Raw genomic sequence first — 16,709 nt, forward strand, 5'->3', positions numbered from 1 at the left:
CCATGGAGCGTTCAATTTGGGTACTTCCTTGCGAACATTTGGCCATTATGTTCCTTATGATTTTTTACAAACGCATCCCCATGATTACGTTCATCAAAAGAAGTTGTCGCAAGCCGACAGCTTCTTTTTTTAATATCCCGATTAGCGGCTCTTCTGTAAATAGCTCTGTGGTTATTCCTCCGTTTTCCCAGGCCAGAATGCAGCTTTCCCCAGCAGCATGGTAGTGGAAGTAACTACGCGCGTGTCACGCTCTACCACCGTTTTAGTATCGTATTGGGTAGCTGTCTCACCGCCAACACATATTTGCGGTATCTGCATCCCAGCCTTTTTTAACGTTTGCTCAGCTGTACGGCGAATTTCTGGGATACGGTTTATTGATCAGCAATAAAAAAAGGCTATACCACTCCAAAAAGAGTGGTATAACCTTTTTATTAGAATTACGTTAGTACGTGCAAGTAGTTAACCAATTCGTTGCATTTCTTCTTCGCTGATTTCAAAATTAGCAAAAACATCCTGAACATCATCGTTATCGTCAAAAGCATCCATCATTTTTAGCAGCTTTTCAGCGTTTTCGCCTTCTACCATAACCGTGTTTTGCGGAATCCAACGAACAGCAGCCGAACTAAAGCGAAAGCTTTCCTTCTCCAACGCGGTTTTGACAGCTTCAATTTCATGCGGGTGTGTGATGATTTCGAAGCTTTCTTCCGATGTCGTCAGATCTTCAGCGCCCGCATCTAGGACTTGAAGCATCAGCTCGTCCTCTTCCACTTCAAAGTCTTCCCGATTCAAAACAAGCACACCTTTTTCATCGAACATGTAGGCGACACAACCGGATTCACCCATGTTGCCGCCGCGTTTATTAAAGATCGAACGCACATCCGCCGCAGTACGGTTACGGTTATCCGTCAAACACTTGACCATAATCGCAACGCCGCCCGGTCCGTACCCTTCGTAAAAAATTTCTTCGTATTCGACGTTATCGCCATCGCCTGTGGCTTTCTTGATCGCCCGTTCAATATTATCGTTGGGCATCTGAACTTGACGCGCATTCGTAATGGCCGTTTTCAACGCATAGTTCGCATCCGGATTAGAGCCGCCTTTGCGAGCAGCCACATAAATTTCACGTCCCAATTTAACAAACTGATTATTTTTGGCCTGATCGGCTTTTCCTTTACGGTCTTTAAACAATTTGAATTTCATCGGTTCAAACGCTCCCCTTTATCATTTTGCCACTCTATTTTACCATTCAGTACCTTTGCGGTCAAAGGAGAATAGCAAAAAAGACAGTTTCGGAGAACCCGAAAACTGTCTTTTTGTTTGTGCTATGACACTATTTATAAGTGGGAGATCCCAGTTTCTTATAATTTGGTGACGTTAGCTGCTTGAGGACCACGGTTGCCTTGAGTAATATCAAACTCAACGGATTGGCCTTCTTCTAATGTTTTGAATCCTTCGCCCTGAATTGCGGAGAAGTGTACGAATACATCGTCGCCTCCATCAACAGAAATAAAACCGTAGCCTTTTTCTGCGTTAAACCATTTAACTGTACCTTTCAAATGAACAACCTCCTAAAAATATCGCCATCTATGACGAATAAGAAAATTATAGCATCAAAAAAGGCAGAAATCAACGCTCAAACCCATGTGGATAAGCTAAAAATTTGTTGGTACATCAACGTTTTTCCCGATACAGACGTTCACTTCGTGATACACATATATTGTTCGGAATTTGGCAAAAAAGGAAGTGATGATTTCCTTTTTTCCACGATATAACCTAATTCCGAGAGCATATTTATGACATCGGTTAACCAGATATATGGCACTGTACGAAAATTCAGTAAGGGATAAATACGCACCTCACCACCTTGCTTACACACACGAAGCAGTTCCTTCAATGCGGCTATATGAAAAGCAAAATCAAACTGTTCTTCATAGAGGAAAAGGAAATGGCTGCATAACACAAGATCAAATGTATCAGCTTCAAAAGGAAGATTCGGCAGCATCGAAGTGTGATACCTGGAAGCAGCTTTCTCACCAGCAAAGTCCTTTGCGAAATGATGTAGGCTCGCGACTCGCCCTGCTTTGTGTTTCTCGACAGAGCCATAAAAAGTCCAGTCATACACATCCACTAGCTTTGCCATCTTGGCAGCTACAGATTCTATTTCTTGCAATCCATGCTCGGTAATAGCTTCAGCCGTTTTCTCATAAAGAGGGTCTGAGGCTTTTGCGTATATGCCCTTCTCACACGCTTCTGCGGTAAAGGAAGACGCCCCTCCCGCTACATCCAACACATGCTTGCCTCTTAAGTCTTCTGTGTTGAACACAAACATTTTCTCATACTCGGCATACGATCTTGAGGTCATAGCGACCCCAACTTGCTCATAAATACGTTTTTGTTCCATACCCATCTCTCCTCAGCTCAGCTCTGCTCATCTAAACGCAATTTCCTCAACACCCTTTCCCTCTGGAAAGGATTAGGAAGATTTTAACATTAAACATACCAGCTTGCAATGGGATATTTACGACTTCTTGTTTGGAAAAAGACTGTTTTTATGGTACGATGACTGCATAGCTTAGAGCACAAACAGAAACGAGGAAAAACATTGTCAAATCAACCTTTCAAGAGACATGTCATTTACAAAAAAGATAAATGGAACATGCTGAATGTCGAAGTCCAAGGAACCAAAATCGTGCTGACGGAAATTTCGGATCAGTGGGGCGAAGAATGTCATACCTTTATCGGGAGACCTGCCATGATGCACTGGGCCAAAGAAAGATTTCCAAAGGAAAGTTTCCAAGGCACCGAAGAAGAATGGGAAGCCATTATGGAAGCTTTCAAACAGGTTTAATTGATTTCATCATCTTGACTTTCAACTTTGACTTTCTTATACTTAACCCATAAGTTCATAGTTTCCACTCCAAAGGGGAGTAGCTGATACAGTAAAGTCGTCAATTCGGATCCTCATCAGATCCCGGCTTTATTGGCAACGACAATCGTTGTTAGCAAGACCTTTGCCATGTTTATTGGTGAAGGTCTTTTTTGATGAAATAGAGCCTTCACCGGTCACCGGTGTCAGGCTCTATTTTTTTTCAAAAATTCGACTTAAGGGAGTGTTCGATTATGGATTGGTTAACAACTGGCTTCTTCGTCTCATTGCTCAGCATTATTCTCATTGACTTGGTACTCGCGGGAGATAATGCCATCGTGATCGGGTTGGCTGCTCGCAATCTTAAAAAGGATACCCAAAAACAAGTTATCCTTTGGGGAACAATCGGCGCCATCGTCATTCGCGCGTTAGCTACCTTGGTGGTCGTCAGTCTACTCAAAATTCCCGGCCTTCTGTTGGCAGGGGGTATCCTTCTCCTCTGGATTTCTTACAAGCTGCTCAGCGAGAAAAAAAATCATGAGCATGTGACAGCCAAAGACAGCATGTGGGCAGCCATTAGAACCATCATCATCGCCGACGCTGTCATGGGCCTGGATAATGTTATTGCTGTAGCAGGAGCTTCTCACGGCAACTTCTTGCTTGTTGTCATCGGACTTCTCGTGAGCGTACCCATCGTTGTTTGGGGCAGTACCTTGTTTATTAAATGGATTGAGACATACCCTTGGATCATTTATATCGGTGCGGGCGTGCTTGTTTTAACTGCTGGAAAAATGATAACCGGAGAGGAGTTCCTTTCCCCTTATTTCGATGCCAATCCACTTGGCAAGTGGTTGTTCATAGGCCTACTCATCGTGGTCATACTCGCTGCAGGTAAAGGGTCCAAAATGCTGGGCTTCCTTGTTAAAGTCGGTGAACGCGGTCAGTTAATGCTGCCAAAGGAATTAAGCGATGTCGCACAAATTATGCCCAACGATCATTTCACCGTCCAAATGGATGCTCGCGGTCAATATATATTAGTGAAAGCTGATCATGCTGAAGATCCCGATAAAACGATGCCGCATGCGGGATAACGCAGCCTGGTCCGTACTGTAAGCAACATGAAAAAAGGGATTTTCACCTTGTGCAGCGAAATTTATTATCATGCGTAAGTAAGCATGTATCATACTTTATTCTGATGGGATGATTCTACAGTGACCGATTCCGGATCTATACTTACATTTATTCTCGTTTCCTTCTGCTTGGCCATCATTTTGATTATGAAGAGAGACTCGCTTCCTGCCCACATGAAACGATACTTAGCCTTGCTGGCTATTGTCATGGTCTCGATATCCTTTGTCCTTATCATGATTAGTTTTTTGGGGCAGCGAAGTAAATTTACTTCCTTCCAGCTTTTTCATATAATCATAAATGAATAGGTTAACGGTCATACTAGGTGAAAACCATGTAAGGGGAGTTTAGGAAAAACACCTCAAGTGGATACATACTGGGAGTGTGACCGTGATGCGCTGGATCTATGTGACTGCGGCAATGGGACTTCTGCTCAGCTCTATCCCAGCAGCCGATTTACAAGCAAAGGAAGACAGGTTACCCCAATTTCAAAAAAAAGACAGGAGGGCTCCGATGACTCAATTATTGGAACGCAAGCAAGTACCGGCCGAGCACCGCTGGAATTTGGAGGATATATTCCCCAATCAAAAGGCTTGGGATCAGGAATTTCAAAGTGTGAAAGACTCGCTTGGCAAAATCAGCGCCTTCCAAGGAAAGCTTAGCGATCCCGCTACAGTAAAGCAATGTTTCGAATTGGAAGATGAAGTGTCTTTGAAAGCAGAAAGACTGTATGTCTACGCCAACATGAAACACCATGAAGATACAGCAGAACCTGCCTACCAGGGTTTATCGGATAAAGCCAAAAAAATTAGTGTTGAAGTAGGAGAAGCATTCTCCTTTATTTCACCTGAAATTCTCAGCTTGTCTGATGAGTCGCTGCAAAAACTAGTCAATGATCCTTCCCTCTCCTTCTACAAGGATTCGTTGGAACAAATGATTCGTCAGAAGCCGCATACACTGTCTAAGGAGCAAGAGGCTTTATTAGCACAAGCTGGCAACATGGCCGGTGCGCCAAGTACCATTTTTGGCATGCTGAACAATGCAGATTTGAAGTTCCCAAAAATCAAAAATGAAAAAGGCGAAGAAGTCGAGCTTACACATGGCAGCTACATACAGTTTCTCGAAAGCCGTGATCCTGAAGTACGGAAGAATGCTTTCCAAGCTGTCTACGCAACCTATCGCGGCCAAAAAAATACAATTGGCGCTACATTAAGCGCGAATATTAATAAAAACATTTTTTATGCGAAAGCTCGTCACTATCCTTCTGTGTTGGAATCCTCTCTCTTTGGCGACAACATCAATAAAGAAGTGTACACGAATTTAATTTCAACCATTCATGACTCTTTACCGCAGCTGCAGCGTTATTTGAAGCTCCGCAAGAAGCTGCTTAAAGTCGACCAATTACATATGTATGATTTGTTCGCACCGCTTGTTGAAGAGTTCAAGATGGATATTACCTATCAGCAAGCCAAAGAAGAGATTAAGAAAAGCTTGGCCCCATTAGGCGAAAATTATTTGAAAATTCTTCAAGATGGCTTCGACAATCACTGGATCGATGTGTATGAGAACCAAAATAAACGTAACGGCGCTTATAGCTGGGGCGCATACGGCACACATCCTTATGTTTTGTTAAACCACAAGGACAACTTGAACAGCATGTTCACATTGACACACGAAATGGGTCATGCCATTCATTCCTATTTGTCGGACGAAAATCAAAAATATCGCTATGCGCAGTACACCATTTTCCTTGCCGAGGTGGCTTCAACGCTGAATGAGGCGCTGCTTATGGATTATTTACTCAAACGCGTTACTGATCCGAAGGAAAAGCTCTACTTGCTCACGTATTATGCGGATCAATTCCGTACCACGGTATTCCGTCAAACGATGTTTGCCGAATTCGAAAAGATTACGCATGAGAAAGCGGAAGAGGGAGAATCCCTTACACCTCAAGAATTCAGTGAAATCTACTATGGTCTGAACAAGCTGTACCATGGCAATGACATGGTTGTCGATCAAGACATTGAGATGGAATGGGCGCGTATTCCTCACTTCTACAACAGCTTTTATGTGTATAAATATGCAACTGGCTTCTCGGCGGCAACGAGCTTCGCGAAACAAATTCTGGACGAAGGCCAGCCTGCAGTTGATCGTTATTTAGGCTTCCTGAAAAGCGGAGGCAGCGATTACTCGCTGAACATCCTGAAGAAAGCCGGCGTTGATATGTCTACACCGGAACCGATCAAGCAAGCCATGAGCGTCTTCAGTTCACTCCTTGATCAAATGGAAGAATTGACGAAGTAACGTGCAAAAGGAAGGTTGAGAGCACAAGCTTTCAACCTTTTCCCCATGAAAGGATGAGAGAAATATGAAAACGCAATGGACACTAATATCCGCTCTAGTATTCGCCCTCCTAACGGCTGTCTTTGCCGTCATTAATGTTGAACCCGTGCAAGTTAACTTTCTTTTTGCGCAAACCAATACCCCATTAATCCTAGTTATTTTAACATCAACCTTATTGGGAGGACTGATTGTCGGACTTTTTGGGATCGTTCGTCAATACAAGCTGCAGCGTAAGCTAAAACACGTAGAGAAACAACTTCAAGAAGCTTTATCCCCTGTTTCTATCGAACAACCCGCTCCTAAAACAGATTTAGCAGAATCACTCCCAACAACTATGAATTAGGCATACTGAGGACAAAACAACCCTATTGCCGACTCCGGCGATAGGGTTGTTTTGTCTTCCAATGTGACATACAATAATGAAAGGCAATTTGGCTTATCTCATTTATGAAAGGAGCGGGGTTGTATTGACTGCTATTATCGTTTTTTCCTTCATCCTCGTATTTGCTATGCTAGGCTTATTAATTTGGGTCTTGAATAAAGCCTATTCACGTAAAGATGAATAACCCTTTCATTTTCCTATACAAATCTACTTAGCAGCAAGCAAATAGCTCCACCTGCAAAGGAGGAGGCCGCATTCACAACATCATTCGTCACAAAGCTTGCCCCACGAATTCTCACTGCTTTCTGACTGCAATGAACTTGTCTTTCAATGGTTTTATGACATTTCTCGCATCTATACATGACTTGAAGGGTTGCGCCCAGATAGGAATCAATAAGTGCACCCAACAGGCCTGAGACGGCTCCTAATCCGATCATAAACCAAAGATCAGGTGCGTGAGCCCCCTGTTCCCCGATATGATTGAACCATCCGCCAACCCAACAAATGAACGCTCCTCCCAGCAATGAGGCTAGTAACCCGAGACCGGTCACACCGCCCGAAGTACCGGGAGCTACCTGCCTACCGCTTACGATGGAACGAGGCGCTGACTTGCTCATGCCTCCTAATTCGGTTGCCCATGTATCGGCATTAACAGTAGCCATAACACCGATGAATAACCACCACCATACAGAATCCGGCCATATCGCATTCCCGATGCAAAAGATTAAGCCAAGACCGCCATTCGCAAACACTTGACCTGCATCACGTCTTCCGCCCTTGGCATACCCGCTTTCGGCAATTGCTTTCCGTTTATGTTTAAGTTTCGAAAGCAAAGTGGAAGTTAAGAAAAAGGCAATCAGTGTTCCAAACCACGCCAAACTGCCCAGCGCGAACATCAATGTTCCCAGTAGGCTCGCTGCAACCAGCCCCGAGAACGATAAAGACCCCTTCCAATAAGCGGCTCCCGCAATGAGCAAGCTCCCAATTAATCCCCAGACCCACACCAACGCGTACACTCCCTTTGCTTATGCGATCTATGTTCCATTTCCAATCATCCTTCACATTGTATCACACCGTTCTAGGGTTCTTCATGCTAAAAGGTTAATATGAAAATTCGACAAAATCATTCAAAATTAGTGGTGATTCGGCAGGATTTAATCGATGAATGAGGAATATATGAGGAAGGAAGCGTTGGTGAACGTTAGGAGGCAATCATGGGGCACGATCAATTTGATTTAGCTTCTCAAAAGAAAAGAGACCTGGATCCGCAAGAAATGCTGCGAGTCATCTTCGACTATGCAGCCAAAATAGCAAATGCAAGAATACTTGACAATGTACTTATGCTGATGGCAGATATGGGACGCGAAATGATTGTCTCTGATCGTTGCACAGTCTGGCTGCTCGATTCGAGCCGAAACGAATTATGGTCCAAGGTAGCTCATGGTCTCAATGAAATTCGCATCCCAAGCAACGCAGGTTTGGTCGGCTATGCGGTAACTCATGATCAAGCTGTATTTATTCATGATGCCTATTCGAATGAAGAGTATAAGCCTTATCTGCTGAATGGTGCTCTCCGAACGGATCAACAAACCGGCTATCGTACCAAAGCGCTGATGGTCATCCCTTTCCGCAATAGTCAAGGTGAAATTATGGGCGCCTACCAGGCCATCAATAAGCTGACTCCGACGGAGCAATTTCTGATAAAGATATGGAATATTTGACGTTGGCTTCTTCCTATGCCGGTAAGTCGTTGGAATCCGCTTTACTTACGAACGAGATCGAGGAAACCCAGAAAGAAATTATTTTCAGAATGGGCGAAATCGGTGAAAGCCGTTCTAAGGAAACCGGAAACCACGTGAAGCGCGTAGCCGAGTATTCCTATCTTCTGGCCTTGGCATTGGGCCTAAGCCAGGAAGAAGCTGATTTATTGAAAATGGCTTCGCCTATGCACGATATCGGCAAAGTTGCCATTCCGGATAGCGTCCTGAATAAACCAGGAAAATTAACAGATGAAGAGTTCAAATTGATGCAAAATCATACGGTTATCGGGTATAACCTGCTTAAGCAATCTACGCGAAAAATTCTCACGACGGCTGCTACAGTTGCTTATGAGCATCATGAAAAATGGAATGGACGTGGATATCCTCGTGGCATTAAGGGGGAGGACATTCATATTTTCGGGCGAATAACGGCAATTGCCGACGTCTTTGATGCCTTGGGGAGTGAACGAGTCTATAAGAAGGCTTGGGAACTCGACCGTATCTTAACCTTGTTCAAGGAGGAGCGGGGCGAGCATTTTGACCCCAAAGTCGTCGATATTTTCTTCGAGCAGCTGCCAGCCATCCTTCTTGTCCGCGAACATTATTCCGATGCAGCATTAGAAAATTCTAAAGATCCTAAAGAAACGTAAAAAAGGCAATCCCTCCGGTCGTGTTGGACCTTTCGGGATTGCCGTTATTTTTTAGATATGAATCGTGACTGCACCGAATACTTCGTCTCCCCAAACTAGCTCCAAGCGATCCTCATGGCTCACAGGACCTACTCCTTCAGGCGTACCCGTATAAATAATGTCGCCAACACCCAGACCATAGTGCAAAGCAATATAATCGATAATCGTTTGCAGATCAAAAATCATGCTGCTTATATTGCCATCTTGTACAACAGCACCGTTCTGAAGAAGCTTAAAGTTTGTTTCCGCAAGTGCTGCAGCTCCCGGAAACGGTCTGAATGCGGTAATGGGTGCTGATTGAAGAAAACCTTTAGCTGGCAACCAGGGTTGGCCTTTTTTCTTAATCACATTTTGAACATCCCGTAAAGTAAAATCGATGCCTAGCGCATATTGATCCACAATATCATCAACTTGAATGCCTGGGGTATAGGGTTTAGCAATATGTAGAACGACTTCCGTTTCAAAATGAATCTCACCTTGATCTCCCGGAAGGGTTACAGCTCCGCCGTCTATGTGGACAAGAGCATGGGTAGGCTTCGTAAAAATCATAGGTTGATCAGGAACATCATTTCCCAGTTCAGCTGCATGCGCCCGGTAGTTGCGTCCTACACAATAAATATTGCGTATCGTTTCTGTCATAGTCCATACTCCTCTGCTTACTTTTTACTCACATTCCCTTGTGCATCTATACGCGCGCCTATCGAGATTTGGCTGAGACGCTCGAATAGTTTCTTACCATCCTCGGCGTTCATTGGCGTAGGCAGCGCACTTTTAGTCAGAATCGGCACCAAATGCATGTCGCATTGTTTGTCCTTGGAACAGGCAGCTTCCACAATGACGGTTTCCCACGTTTTCGGTATATCATTCGTTGTAAAAATAAAATTGCCTAAGCTGTACGCGATCCATTTGCCTTTGTACTGTTCAAAACCTTGAAGCACATGGGGGTGACTCCCAATAACCAAATCGGCCCCGGCATCGATATAACGATGAGCCAGATCTTTCTGGTTCTTATCCGGAAGATCACTTCTTTCTACACCCCAATGCGCAATGACGACGACTAGATCTGCCTTCTCTCTTGCTTTCTGAATCGCTTCAACAGGCGGTATGTAATTATAGGTTTCCGCTACTCCCGGATGGCTTGACGAGGCTTTCCACGAAGCCTCAGGCACAACGCGACTAAAACCGAAGAATGCGATCTTCATGCCTTGCTTTTCCACGATAACAGGTTGATAGGCTTCTTCCACATTTTTGCCTACGCCGACTCGCTTTACATCTGCTTGATCAAGTGCATCCATCGTATCCAACAAGCCTTCAGTTCCATAATCCATCACATGATTGTTAGCCAGATTCACTAAATCAATGCCTGAAGCCTTTAACGCAGGTAGAACCAATGGAGACGACCGATACACATAATCCTTACTTTGTACGGTCCCTCTAGTCGTTATTGGGGTTTCTAAATTAGCAATGGTATAGTCCGGTTTCGTTAGAAAGTCTTTTACATTCGTATAGGGATAATCATAGCCTTTTGCTTTTAAAATATCTTCAACTTTGGAGGCCAGCATCACATCGCCAACAAAACTTAGCCTCACTTGTGAGCCATTCCCGGGCGGTTTATCCGTTACAGCAGGAGACGGTGACTTGACGATCATTGGGGCTGTAGCGGCCGGGCTGGGCTGCATACTCGGCTGATTGGTCTGTGCTGAGGGTTTTGGTGAGATTGCAGCTGTAGGCAATGCTGCGGACGATACTGTAGTCGGCGGCGTTCCCTTAGGATCTTTATTTGAAGTCCAATAAGAGGCGCCAATTCCGATGGCGAAACAGACAACAGCAGCAAGCGTGAGTCCGCCAATCACTTTCAGTGATGTCTTACTGCGTAAAGAGACTTCTTTCTTCGGTTTACGGTGACGAGCTTGTCTGGATTCCAATCGAACATTCCCCTTTCCCCCTACAAATTATAGCAGAAATATCCCTATAAAGGTAATAGTAAAGGTCGACAGATTTCCAGAATCTAATTTCGTATGGTATAACAGAAGCATTGATATGATCATGTAAAGCTAAGAAAGAAAGGGAACAGTCCTTTGGAAAAGATTGCAATTATTTCGGATATACATGGCAATATGCCGGCGCTGAACGCCGTTCTTTTAGATATTAAGCGCAGAGGAATTGAGCGAATTATTTGTTTAGGAGATCTTGTGGGCAAAGGGCCTGATTCCGCCGCTGCAGTAGACCTCGTCAAGGAAACATGTGAAGCGGTTGTTCAAGGCAATTGGGATCTGGGCATTACCCTTCCGCAGGAGCAACCGGCCGGTTTATGGCATCAGCAGCAATTAGGCGAAGAAAGGCTGCTTTATTTGAAACAGCTGCCTTTTTCCGTGGATGTGCGGTTAAGCGGTAAATTGTTTCGATTTTTCCATGCTTCTGCACAGAGCGTCTTTCACAGATTGAAACGCAAAGCCTCCAAAGAGGATCGTTTGGCTATGTTTCAAAACACAGAAATGACAGGAACACCGACGGATCAAAGACAACCGGACATCGTTGGCTATGGGGATATTCATATTCCTTATTTATTGACTATCAAGAATCCCTCCGAGAAACGCACAGAAACCCCGCCCTCTGGCGGTCTCATCCTGTTTAATACAGGAAGCGTGGGCACACCCTATGATGGCATTCCTCAAGCCTCTTACTGTGTTGTGGAGGGTGAAACCGATTGTCATGTACAAGTTGGGTTCGGGATTCAATTCATCCGTGTCCCTTATGACCTCGAACTTGCTGTTCGTCTCTCCTATGAGGCGAATATGCCGGAGTGTCAAAGGTACGAGTTGGAAATCACAACGGCACTTGTTCATAAGTAACTTACCAAATAATCATGGAAATAAATTCCACAATATGGTAATGTGAATGTACTATGAAAGTGAGGATGCCAACTATGAAGTTGAACTGGCGCAAAATCGTTTTAATCGTTGTATGTGCCGAATTATTGTTTATTTATTGGAACAGCATCAGCGCTATTCCTTTCAAGAAACAGCAAACAACGACTCACCCTATAACATCACCGCAATCGGTTCCACCGCTTACACAATTTAAACCGACAAAGCCATATCAAGTCGAGCCTGATTTACGAATCATAGATCAGAAAGCCTCTTGAAAAGCCAGTTAGTTTTCATTCCAGACATGCTGCTTTTCGGAGTCCAAAATTGTTTACCGATAAATGAAAACGCACGAGGCTAATTAGCCTTCGTGCGTTTTTTATCGCTCATTTAAATTCAGATGTTCCTCTAGCCGCATGGCGACTGCGTAGACATTAGATCTCACTTCACACGCGCCAAAGCCAAACCGTCATAAGCCGGAAGAATCGTACTTTCCAACCGTGGATCTGTGGCAATAAGCTGGTTGAATTGACGCATGGCCTGAACGGAAGCTTTATTCTGATTGACATCAACAACTTTTCCTCGCATCAAAGTGTTATCTCCCGCAATAATAGCGCCTGGATTTGCAAGCTGGATAGCCAGCTCCAAATAATTCGGATAATTAACCTTGTCTGCATCAATGAAGAAGAAATCAAAACGCTCTCCCTGCTCAATCAGTTGATGTAGGTGCACCAGCGCTTCGCCGATCCGATATTCCACTCGCTCGCCAAGGCCTGCTTCCGCTACGTTCTGCCTTGCCACATCAGCAAATTCTTGTTTCAGCTCCAACGATACCAGCTTGCCGCCGTCGCTAAGACCGCGCGCCAAGCATATCCCACTGTAGCCGCCTAAAGCTCCGATTTCCAATACCTGCTTGGCCCCAATCATCGTGACCAGCATCGTAAGCAATCGGCCATACCCCGGAGCAATCGAGATTTCCGGCATGTGATGGGAACGAATAACTTCCTTCACCCGCTCCAGTACCGCATCTTCTTCGTATAAGCCCTCCATATAGCCTTCAGCCGTCATGGTTTCCATTTTATTTCCTCCTTCACTTTAGGCTCGAACAGAAAACAAGTCCTATAAACAGCAACAAGCTGGCCCATGTTTCCTGAAATTTTTCGACCTAAGCCTTGTCTTTTCAGGTTTTCGTTTGTAAGTGTAACCTATTTGTCCTATACTTGTTAATTGTATGAGTTTTATGAGGGATGCACAACCCGATGGAAGGAATCTAATGATGTCACAACAATTTGAATTAATCGCCACTTGTCCGATGGGACTTGAAGCAATCGTTGCTCGTGAAATCCGAGATCTTGGCTACAACGAGGTAACCGTTGAGAATGGACGCGTTCGTTTCCTTGGAGATGAACTGGCCATATGCCGGACGAATCTTTGGCTTCGAACGGCTGATCGTATCCTGGTTCTTATGGGGCAATTCCAGGCACTGACTTTCGATGAGCTGTTTGAAGGCACGAAGGCGCTCGCTTGGCCCGACTGGATTCCCAACGATGCCGAATTCCCTGTCGAAGGGCGTTCCCATAAGTCACAACTATCCAGTGTGCCTGCTTGCCAAGGCATTGTGAAGAAAGCTGTCGTTGAGAAAATGAAGCTCCGCTACGGAACGGAGTGGTTCCCTGAGAACGGAGCCCGTTACGTCATCGAGGTTGCACTGCTCAACGATATCGCAACGCTGACGATTGACACCACCGGCGCCAGCTTGCACAAGCGTGGCTATCGTAAGCTAGTGACCGAAGCGCCGCTGAAAGAAACCATGGCTGCTGCCATGATCCTTCTGAGCCGCTGGAAGGTCGACAGACCGCTCTACGACCCGTTCTGCGGGTCGGGAACAATTCCGATCGAAGCTGCGATGATCGGTTGGAATATCGCCCCAGGCTTACGGCGCAGCTTTCCCAGCGAAGCGTGGGGCAATGTCCCTCACAAGCTGTGGGACAAAGCGCGCGATGAAGCCTTCGATGCCGTGCGCGATAATGTTCCGTTGAACATTATTGGCAGCGACATCGATCCAACTGCCATTGAAGTTGCCGAAGCAGCCGCCAAATCCGCTGGCTTAACGAAGCAATTCAAGCTTCTCGTAGAGCCCGCAGCCAAAGCGCGCCCGCGTGGCGACTATGGCTGCATCATCACCAACCCGCCTTATGGTGAACGGCTTGGCGAGAAGAACGATGTCGAGATTGCGCTGCGCCAACTGGGGGCGCTTATCGCCCCAATGCCTTCTTGGAGCACATTCATCCTCAGTCCAAGTCTGCAGCTTGAGCACTACATGAACCGCCGCGCAGATAAGAAGCGCAAGCTATTTAACGGACGGATTGAGTGTAATCTCTATCAGTTTCTTGGCCCATTACCGCCGCGTAGATAAGGAACATATCACACCAAAATTTCTACTTAATGAAACAGCGGCAGATAAGACTTGAAAATAAAAGTCTTATCTGCCGCTTATTCACATAAATAGATTTCGATTCTTTCTTTCCCTCTCCCAATATTGTTACGCTTCAACTTAATTTCTCCAACTTCACCTGTTTTCTTCAAGTGAGTTCCACCGCAGGGAACCTTTGAAAAACCTTTAACTTCCCAATATCTTCTTCCATTTCCTTCGTCACTGAAGGCACTAATAATGTCTAGGTTTGCCTCAATGATCTCACGGGACTCTTTCTCGATCAAAGGAAATGATTTTGAAATGTTCTCGTGCCATACGAAATCTATTCGGGCTTTATCTTGAGCGATATGAGCGCCTATTTTCTCGATACCTTTCAAATGTTTATAAGCTAATTCTAATACAACCTCCGCTGCAAAATGTAGTCTCATAAGTCTGTAACGACGCTCCCAATCTACGGTCATCGTCACTTGATCACCAACTTTTAAGTCATGCCCTTCTTCTACTGTATAAATGATTTCATGACCATCTTTTTTTGCTTGATGTACGGAATACCCATGAATCAATCCTGTATCACTATCTTGTCCTCCAGAGAAAGCATAAAAGATGGTTCGTTCCACTGTAATGTCATTGCCATTTACACTGGCTATGCGAGTATCTAGTTTTATTACATATGGGTTTGTCCAAAATACTTTTTCAACCATATCAGCACTTCCTTATCACATCATGAATTACATATCAGTTTTACTATTCTGGATAATGCATGACAACTTGTAGGATGACATCTTCATCCGTGTCATTTATATATTTGTGTGTAACGTTTCCTGCAAACTGTATAGCACCTCCTGTATGCAGGGTATACTCGTCATCCCTAACCATGATTTTAAATTCCCCTGTAACAACAGTAATGTACTCTTGGACACCTTCATTGTGGGGTGTGGAAACATAGTTTCCTTTAGGTTTTAATACAATTGTGAAAATTTCAATTTGAGTTTGCGGATTGAATGGAAATAATAAATAGACTAGACAATTACCGTTATCCTCCGTTATATCTGGTACTTCTTTTCGATTAACGATTGCTATTGTAGATTCGTCGTCTTTAATTAGGGCTGAAAAAGAAATATGAAGTCCCGTAGCAATTTTCCAAACGGTGGTTACTGTTGGCTGTGTGTCCCCTCGCTCGATTTGATGTAGCATACCTTTACTAACCCCAGTTAAATCTGCCACTTTATCTAAGCTTAACTGCCTTTGCTTCCTCACACGTTGCAAGTTGTGACCTATCCTGATGTGAATCGCTTCCAAGAAATAACCTCCTTTTGTTTATTATATTATACAAAAATAACAATATAAAAAACAAATCGATTAAAACTGTAGTTACACTAAACTCCCGTTAGGTGAGCGAAAGGCTGCCTATTGTTCTGGCAGCCTTCCATTAGAGTTTATTGAACAAACGTTCCTCGTTAGCGGGGAGGTTTAACTAGTTTGTATTTTTTCCAAACAGATATGCAATAACGTCCCCAGTCACGCTAAAAACTGCCCCCAGAAGATCAATAATCCATTAAACATCACCCAATAAAGTATACTTTATAAAATTCCTAATAAATTACACGAAAATTCAGATTAAACTGCCCATTGCCTCAATGAAAAAAAGAGCAGTTGCCGCGTGATATGCTCTCTTGTTATTCTACTTTTTTTTTAGTTCCAGTAATTATTATATTTTCTACTACTAATCCCCTGCCGAAGTGCGGCGAGCCTAAGACTATTTCAACATAATCAACGACTGCTCCATGCTCCACATATCCTGTTACCTTTACATTGAAACCACCGTGTGCATCCTTTCTTACACCGGATATGTCATAGGATGAAGCTCTAATGTCTCCAAACTTCAAAGTGATAGCTCGTTCTATTCGTGTGTAAAGATCGAACAACATTGCTTGGCTCATCAAAGCTATGTTCTCCTGGGGGGTAACATACGGATCATATGGGCTTATATTCTTTAGTTCCCCTACGTTAGGAATTGCTACCACAGATTCATTAAACGCTGACATAACAGTAATAAGTACAATCAAAAATACGCAATGCTGTAGCTTAATGGGCTTCTTTAATCCCCTCCAAAACATAAATAAGAACCTCCTTTTTGAGGTATTTTGCCCGTAGGTTTATTCAAGTACCCGCCCTGTTTGCTTAATTACATGACTTTGTTTTCTGAGAACATTAATCGGTAATATATAGCATGTAAACCT

20 protein-coding genes and 1 pseudogene are annotated in these 16,709 nt (G+C 44.2%); 9 read left to right on the plus strand and 12 right to left on the minus strand.

Going from position 1 to position 16,709, the window contains the following annotated elements; genetic code table 11:
- Positions 1 to 171 precede the first annotated feature (171 nt).
- The 4 genes from FU659_RS35000 to FU659_RS01085 form a co-directional block, all read right to left on the minus strand.
- On the minus strand, positions 172 to 318 hold the full coding sequence (locus tag FU659_RS35000) for a hypothetical protein (RefSeq protein ID WP_187273821.1): 147 nt from the start codon (positions 316 to 318) through the stop codon (positions 172 to 174).
- A 141-nt stretch (positions 319 to 459) separates the two neighbouring features.
- Complete coding sequence (locus FU659_RS01075) at positions 460 to 1,200, minus strand: YebC/PmpR family DNA-binding transcriptional regulator (RefSeq protein WP_147945828.1); 741 nt, start codon at positions 1,198 to 1,200, stop codon at positions 460 to 462.
- Positions 1,201 to 1,358: 158 nt separating this feature from the next.
- A complete protein-coding gene (locus FU659_RS01080) occupies positions 1,359 to 1,556 on the minus strand; it encodes a cold shock domain-containing protein (RefSeq protein ID WP_028556542.1) in 198 nt (65 codons plus the stop codon).
- Positions 1,557 to 1,696: 140 nt separating this feature from the next.
- Positions 1,697 to 2,401, minus strand: a complete 705-nt coding sequence (locus FU659_RS01085) for a class I SAM-dependent methyltransferase (protein WP_261807537.1) — start codon at positions 2,399 to 2,401, stop codon at positions 1,697 to 1,699.
- Positions 2,402 to 2,656: 255 nt separating this feature from the next.
- Between FU659_RS01085 and FU659_RS01090 the strand changes: the two genes are divergently transcribed.
- Both FU659_RS01090 and FU659_RS01095 read left to right on the plus strand, forming a co-directional pair.
- Entirely contained in the window at positions 2,657 to 2,848 is a 192-nt protein-coding gene (locus tag FU659_RS01090; RefSeq protein WP_147945955.1) for a hypothetical protein, read from the plus strand.
- A gap of 272 nt (positions 2,849 to 3,120) precedes the next feature.
- Positions 3,121 to 3,771: pseudogene (locus FU659_RS01095) on the plus strand (TerC family protein); the annotation flags it as partial.
- A gap of 275 nt (positions 3,772 to 4,046) precedes the next feature.
- On the opposite strand, the gene FU659_RS35005 reads toward FU659_RS01095, so the two are convergent.
- Positions 4,047 to 4,205 (minus strand): hypothetical protein, encoded by a 159-nt coding sequence (locus FU659_RS35005; RefSeq protein WP_222708466.1) that lies wholly within the window; start codon positions 4,203 to 4,205, stop codon positions 4,047 to 4,049.
- 302 nt (positions 4,206 to 4,507) lie between these two features.
- Here FU659_RS35005 and pepF point away from each other — a divergent pair, with 302 nt between their 5' ends.
- Together pepF and FU659_RS01110 are read left to right on the plus strand one after the other, a co-directional pair.
- Positions 4,508 to 6,298 (plus strand): oligoendopeptidase F, encoded by a 1,791-nt coding sequence (gene pepF, locus FU659_RS01105; protein ID WP_187273823.1) that lies wholly within the window; start codon positions 4,508 to 4,510, stop codon positions 6,296 to 6,298.
- Between the two features lie 64 nt (positions 6,299 to 6,362).
- Positions 6,363 to 6,680, plus strand: a complete 318-nt coding sequence (locus FU659_RS01110) for a LapA family protein (RefSeq protein WP_147945832.1) — start codon at positions 6,363 to 6,365, stop codon at positions 6,678 to 6,680.
- A gap of 236 nt (positions 6,681 to 6,916) precedes the next feature.
- On the opposite strand, the gene FU659_RS01115 is transcribed toward FU659_RS01110, so the two are convergent.
- Positions 6,917 to 7,726: a DUF92 domain-containing protein gene (locus tag FU659_RS01115; protein ID WP_147945833.1), complete on the minus strand. Its 810-nt coding sequence runs from the start codon at positions 7,724 to 7,726 to the stop codon at positions 6,917 to 6,919.
- A 207-nt stretch (positions 7,727 to 7,933) separates the two neighbouring features.
- On the opposite strand from FU659_RS01115, the gene FU659_RS36740 reads away from it, so the two are divergent.
- Both FU659_RS36740 and FU659_RS36745 read left to right on the plus strand, forming a co-directional pair.
- Positions 7,934 to 8,440 carry a GAF domain-containing protein gene (locus tag FU659_RS36740; protein WP_147945834.1) on the plus strand — a complete coding sequence of 169 codons (507 nt, stop codon included), beginning with the start codon at positions 7,934 to 7,936 and terminating at the stop codon, positions 8,438 to 8,440.
- Positions 8,428 to 9,129, plus strand: coding sequence for an HD-GYP domain-containing protein (locus FU659_RS36745; protein WP_147945835.1), 702 nt, complete (start codon positions 8,428 to 8,430; stop codon positions 9,127 to 9,129). Before FU659_RS36740 ends, FU659_RS36745 begins: the two co-directional genes overlap by 13 nt.
- A gap of 51 nt (positions 9,130 to 9,180) precedes the next feature.
- Here the strand turns inward: FU659_RS36745 and FU659_RS01130 are convergent, their stop codons facing one another.
- Both FU659_RS01130 and FU659_RS01135 read right to left on the minus strand, forming a co-directional pair.
- A complete protein-coding gene (locus FU659_RS01130) occupies positions 9,181 to 9,807 on the minus strand; it encodes a fumarylacetoacetate hydrolase family protein (RefSeq protein ID WP_147945836.1) in 627 nt (208 codons plus the stop codon).
- Positions 9,808 to 9,824: 17 nt separating this feature from the next.
- Positions 9,825 to 11,093, minus strand: coding sequence for a CapA family protein (locus FU659_RS01135; RefSeq protein ID WP_261807538.1), 1,269 nt, complete (start codon positions 11,091 to 11,093; stop codon positions 9,825 to 9,827).
- A gap of 153 nt (positions 11,094 to 11,246) precedes the next feature.
- Here FU659_RS01135 and FU659_RS01140 point away from each other — a divergent pair, with 153 nt between their 5' ends.
- Entirely contained in the window at positions 11,247 to 12,020 is a 774-nt protein-coding gene (locus FU659_RS01140) for a metallophosphoesterase family protein (protein WP_147945837.1), read from the plus strand.
- Positions 12,021 to 12,094: 74 nt separating this feature from the next.
- Positions 12,095 to 12,313 carry a hypothetical protein gene (locus FU659_RS01145; protein WP_147945838.1) on the plus strand — a complete coding sequence of 73 codons (219 nt, stop codon included), beginning with the start codon at positions 12,095 to 12,097 and terminating at the stop codon, positions 12,311 to 12,313.
- A gap of 163 nt (positions 12,314 to 12,476) precedes the next feature.
- Here FU659_RS01145 and FU659_RS01150 read toward each other — a convergent pair whose 3' ends face one another.
- Positions 12,477 to 13,112: an O-methyltransferase gene (locus FU659_RS01150; protein ID WP_147945839.1), complete on the minus strand. Its 636-nt coding sequence runs from the start codon at positions 13,110 to 13,112 to the stop codon at positions 12,477 to 12,479.
- A gap of 196 nt (positions 13,113 to 13,308) precedes the next feature.
- Between FU659_RS01150 and FU659_RS01155 the strand changes: the two genes are divergently transcribed.
- Complete coding sequence (locus FU659_RS01155) at positions 13,309 to 14,451, plus strand: THUMP domain-containing class I SAM-dependent RNA methyltransferase (RefSeq protein WP_147945840.1); 1,143 nt, start codon at positions 13,309 to 13,311, stop codon at positions 14,449 to 14,451.
- Positions 14,452 to 14,528: 77 nt separating this feature from the next.
- On the opposite strand, the gene FU659_RS01160 is transcribed toward FU659_RS01155, so the two are convergent.
- The 3 genes from FU659_RS01160 to FU659_RS01170 form a co-directional block, all read right to left on the minus strand.
- Complete coding sequence (locus FU659_RS01160) at positions 14,529 to 15,170, minus strand: alanine--tRNA ligase-related protein (protein ID WP_147945841.1); 642 nt, start codon at positions 15,168 to 15,170, stop codon at positions 14,529 to 14,531.
- 43 nt (positions 15,171 to 15,213) lie between these two features.
- Positions 15,214 to 15,768: a helix-turn-helix domain-containing protein gene (locus FU659_RS01165; protein WP_261807539.1), complete on the minus strand. Its 555-nt coding sequence runs from the start codon at positions 15,766 to 15,768 to the stop codon at positions 15,214 to 15,216.
- A 377-nt stretch (positions 15,769 to 16,145) separates the two neighbouring features.
- Positions 16,146 to 16,586, minus strand: coding sequence for a hypothetical protein (locus tag FU659_RS01170; RefSeq protein WP_147945842.1), 441 nt, complete (start codon positions 16,584 to 16,586; stop codon positions 16,146 to 16,148).
- Positions 16,587 to 16,709: the final 123 nt, after the last annotated feature.

This window comes from Paenibacillus sp. N3.4 (genome assembly GCF_008017805.1).
Lineage (GTDB): Bacteria > Bacillota > Bacilli > Paenibacillales > NBRC-103111 > Paenibacillus_E.

What these genes read in the sequence shown, in the direction of transcription:
- FU659_RS01170 (WP_147945842.1), bottom strand. Translation starts at nt 16,586, where the DNA reads ATGTTTTGGAGGGGATTAAAGAAGCCCATTAAGCTACAGCATTGCGTA.
- FU659_RS01150 (WP_147945839.1), bottom strand. Translation starts at nt 13,112, where the DNA reads ATGGAAACCATGACGGCTGAAGGCTATATGGAGGGCTTATACGAAGAA.
- pepF (WP_187273823.1), top strand. Translation starts at nt 4,508, where the DNA reads ATGACTCAATTATTGGAACGCAAGCAAGTACCGGCCGAGCACCGCTGG.
- FU659_RS01110 (WP_147945832.1), top strand. Translation starts at nt 6,363, where the DNA reads ATGAAAACGCAATGGACACTAATATCCGCTCTAGTATTCGCCCTCCTA.
- FU659_RS01130 (WP_147945836.1), bottom strand. Translation starts at nt 9,807, where the DNA reads ATGACAGAAACGATACGCAATATTTATTGTGTAGGACGCAACTACCGG.
- FU659_RS36740 (WP_147945834.1), top strand. Translation starts at nt 7,934, where the DNA reads ATGGGGCACGATCAATTTGATTTAGCTTCTCAAAAGAAAAGAGACCTG.
- FU659_RS35000 (WP_187273821.1), bottom strand. Translation starts at nt 318, where the DNA reads ATGCAGATACCGCAAATATGTGTTGGCGGTGAGACAGCTACCCAATAC.
- FU659_RS01155 (WP_147945840.1), top strand. Translation starts at nt 13,309, where the DNA reads ATGATGTCACAACAATTTGAATTAATCGCCACTTGTCCGATGGGACTT.
- FU659_RS36745 (WP_147945835.1), top strand. Translation starts at nt 8,428, where the DNA reads ATGGAATATTTGACGTTGGCTTCTTCCTATGCCGGTAAGTCGTTGGAA.
- FU659_RS01075 (WP_147945828.1), bottom strand. Translation starts at nt 1,200, where the DNA reads ATGAAATTCAAATTGTTTAAAGACCGTAAAGGAAAAGCCGATCAGGCC.
- FU659_RS01085 (WP_261807537.1), bottom strand. Translation starts at nt 2,401, where the DNA reads ATGGAACAAAAACGTATTTATGAGCAAGTTGGGGTCGCTATGACCTCA.
- FU659_RS01160 (WP_147945841.1), bottom strand. Translation starts at nt 15,170, where the DNA reads ATGGTTGAAAAAGTATTTTGGACAAACCCATATGTAATAAAACTAGAT.
- FU659_RS01145 (WP_147945838.1), top strand. Translation starts at nt 12,095, where the DNA reads ATGAAGTTGAACTGGCGCAAAATCGTTTTAATCGTTGTATGTGCCGAA.
- FU659_RS01090 (WP_147945955.1), top strand. Translation starts at nt 2,657, where the DNA reads ATGCTGAATGTCGAAGTCCAAGGAACCAAAATCGTGCTGACGGAAATT.
- FU659_RS35005 (WP_222708466.1), bottom strand. Translation starts at nt 4,205, where the DNA reads ATGACAATAGCCAGCAAGGCTAAGTATCGTTTCATGTGGGCAGGAAGC.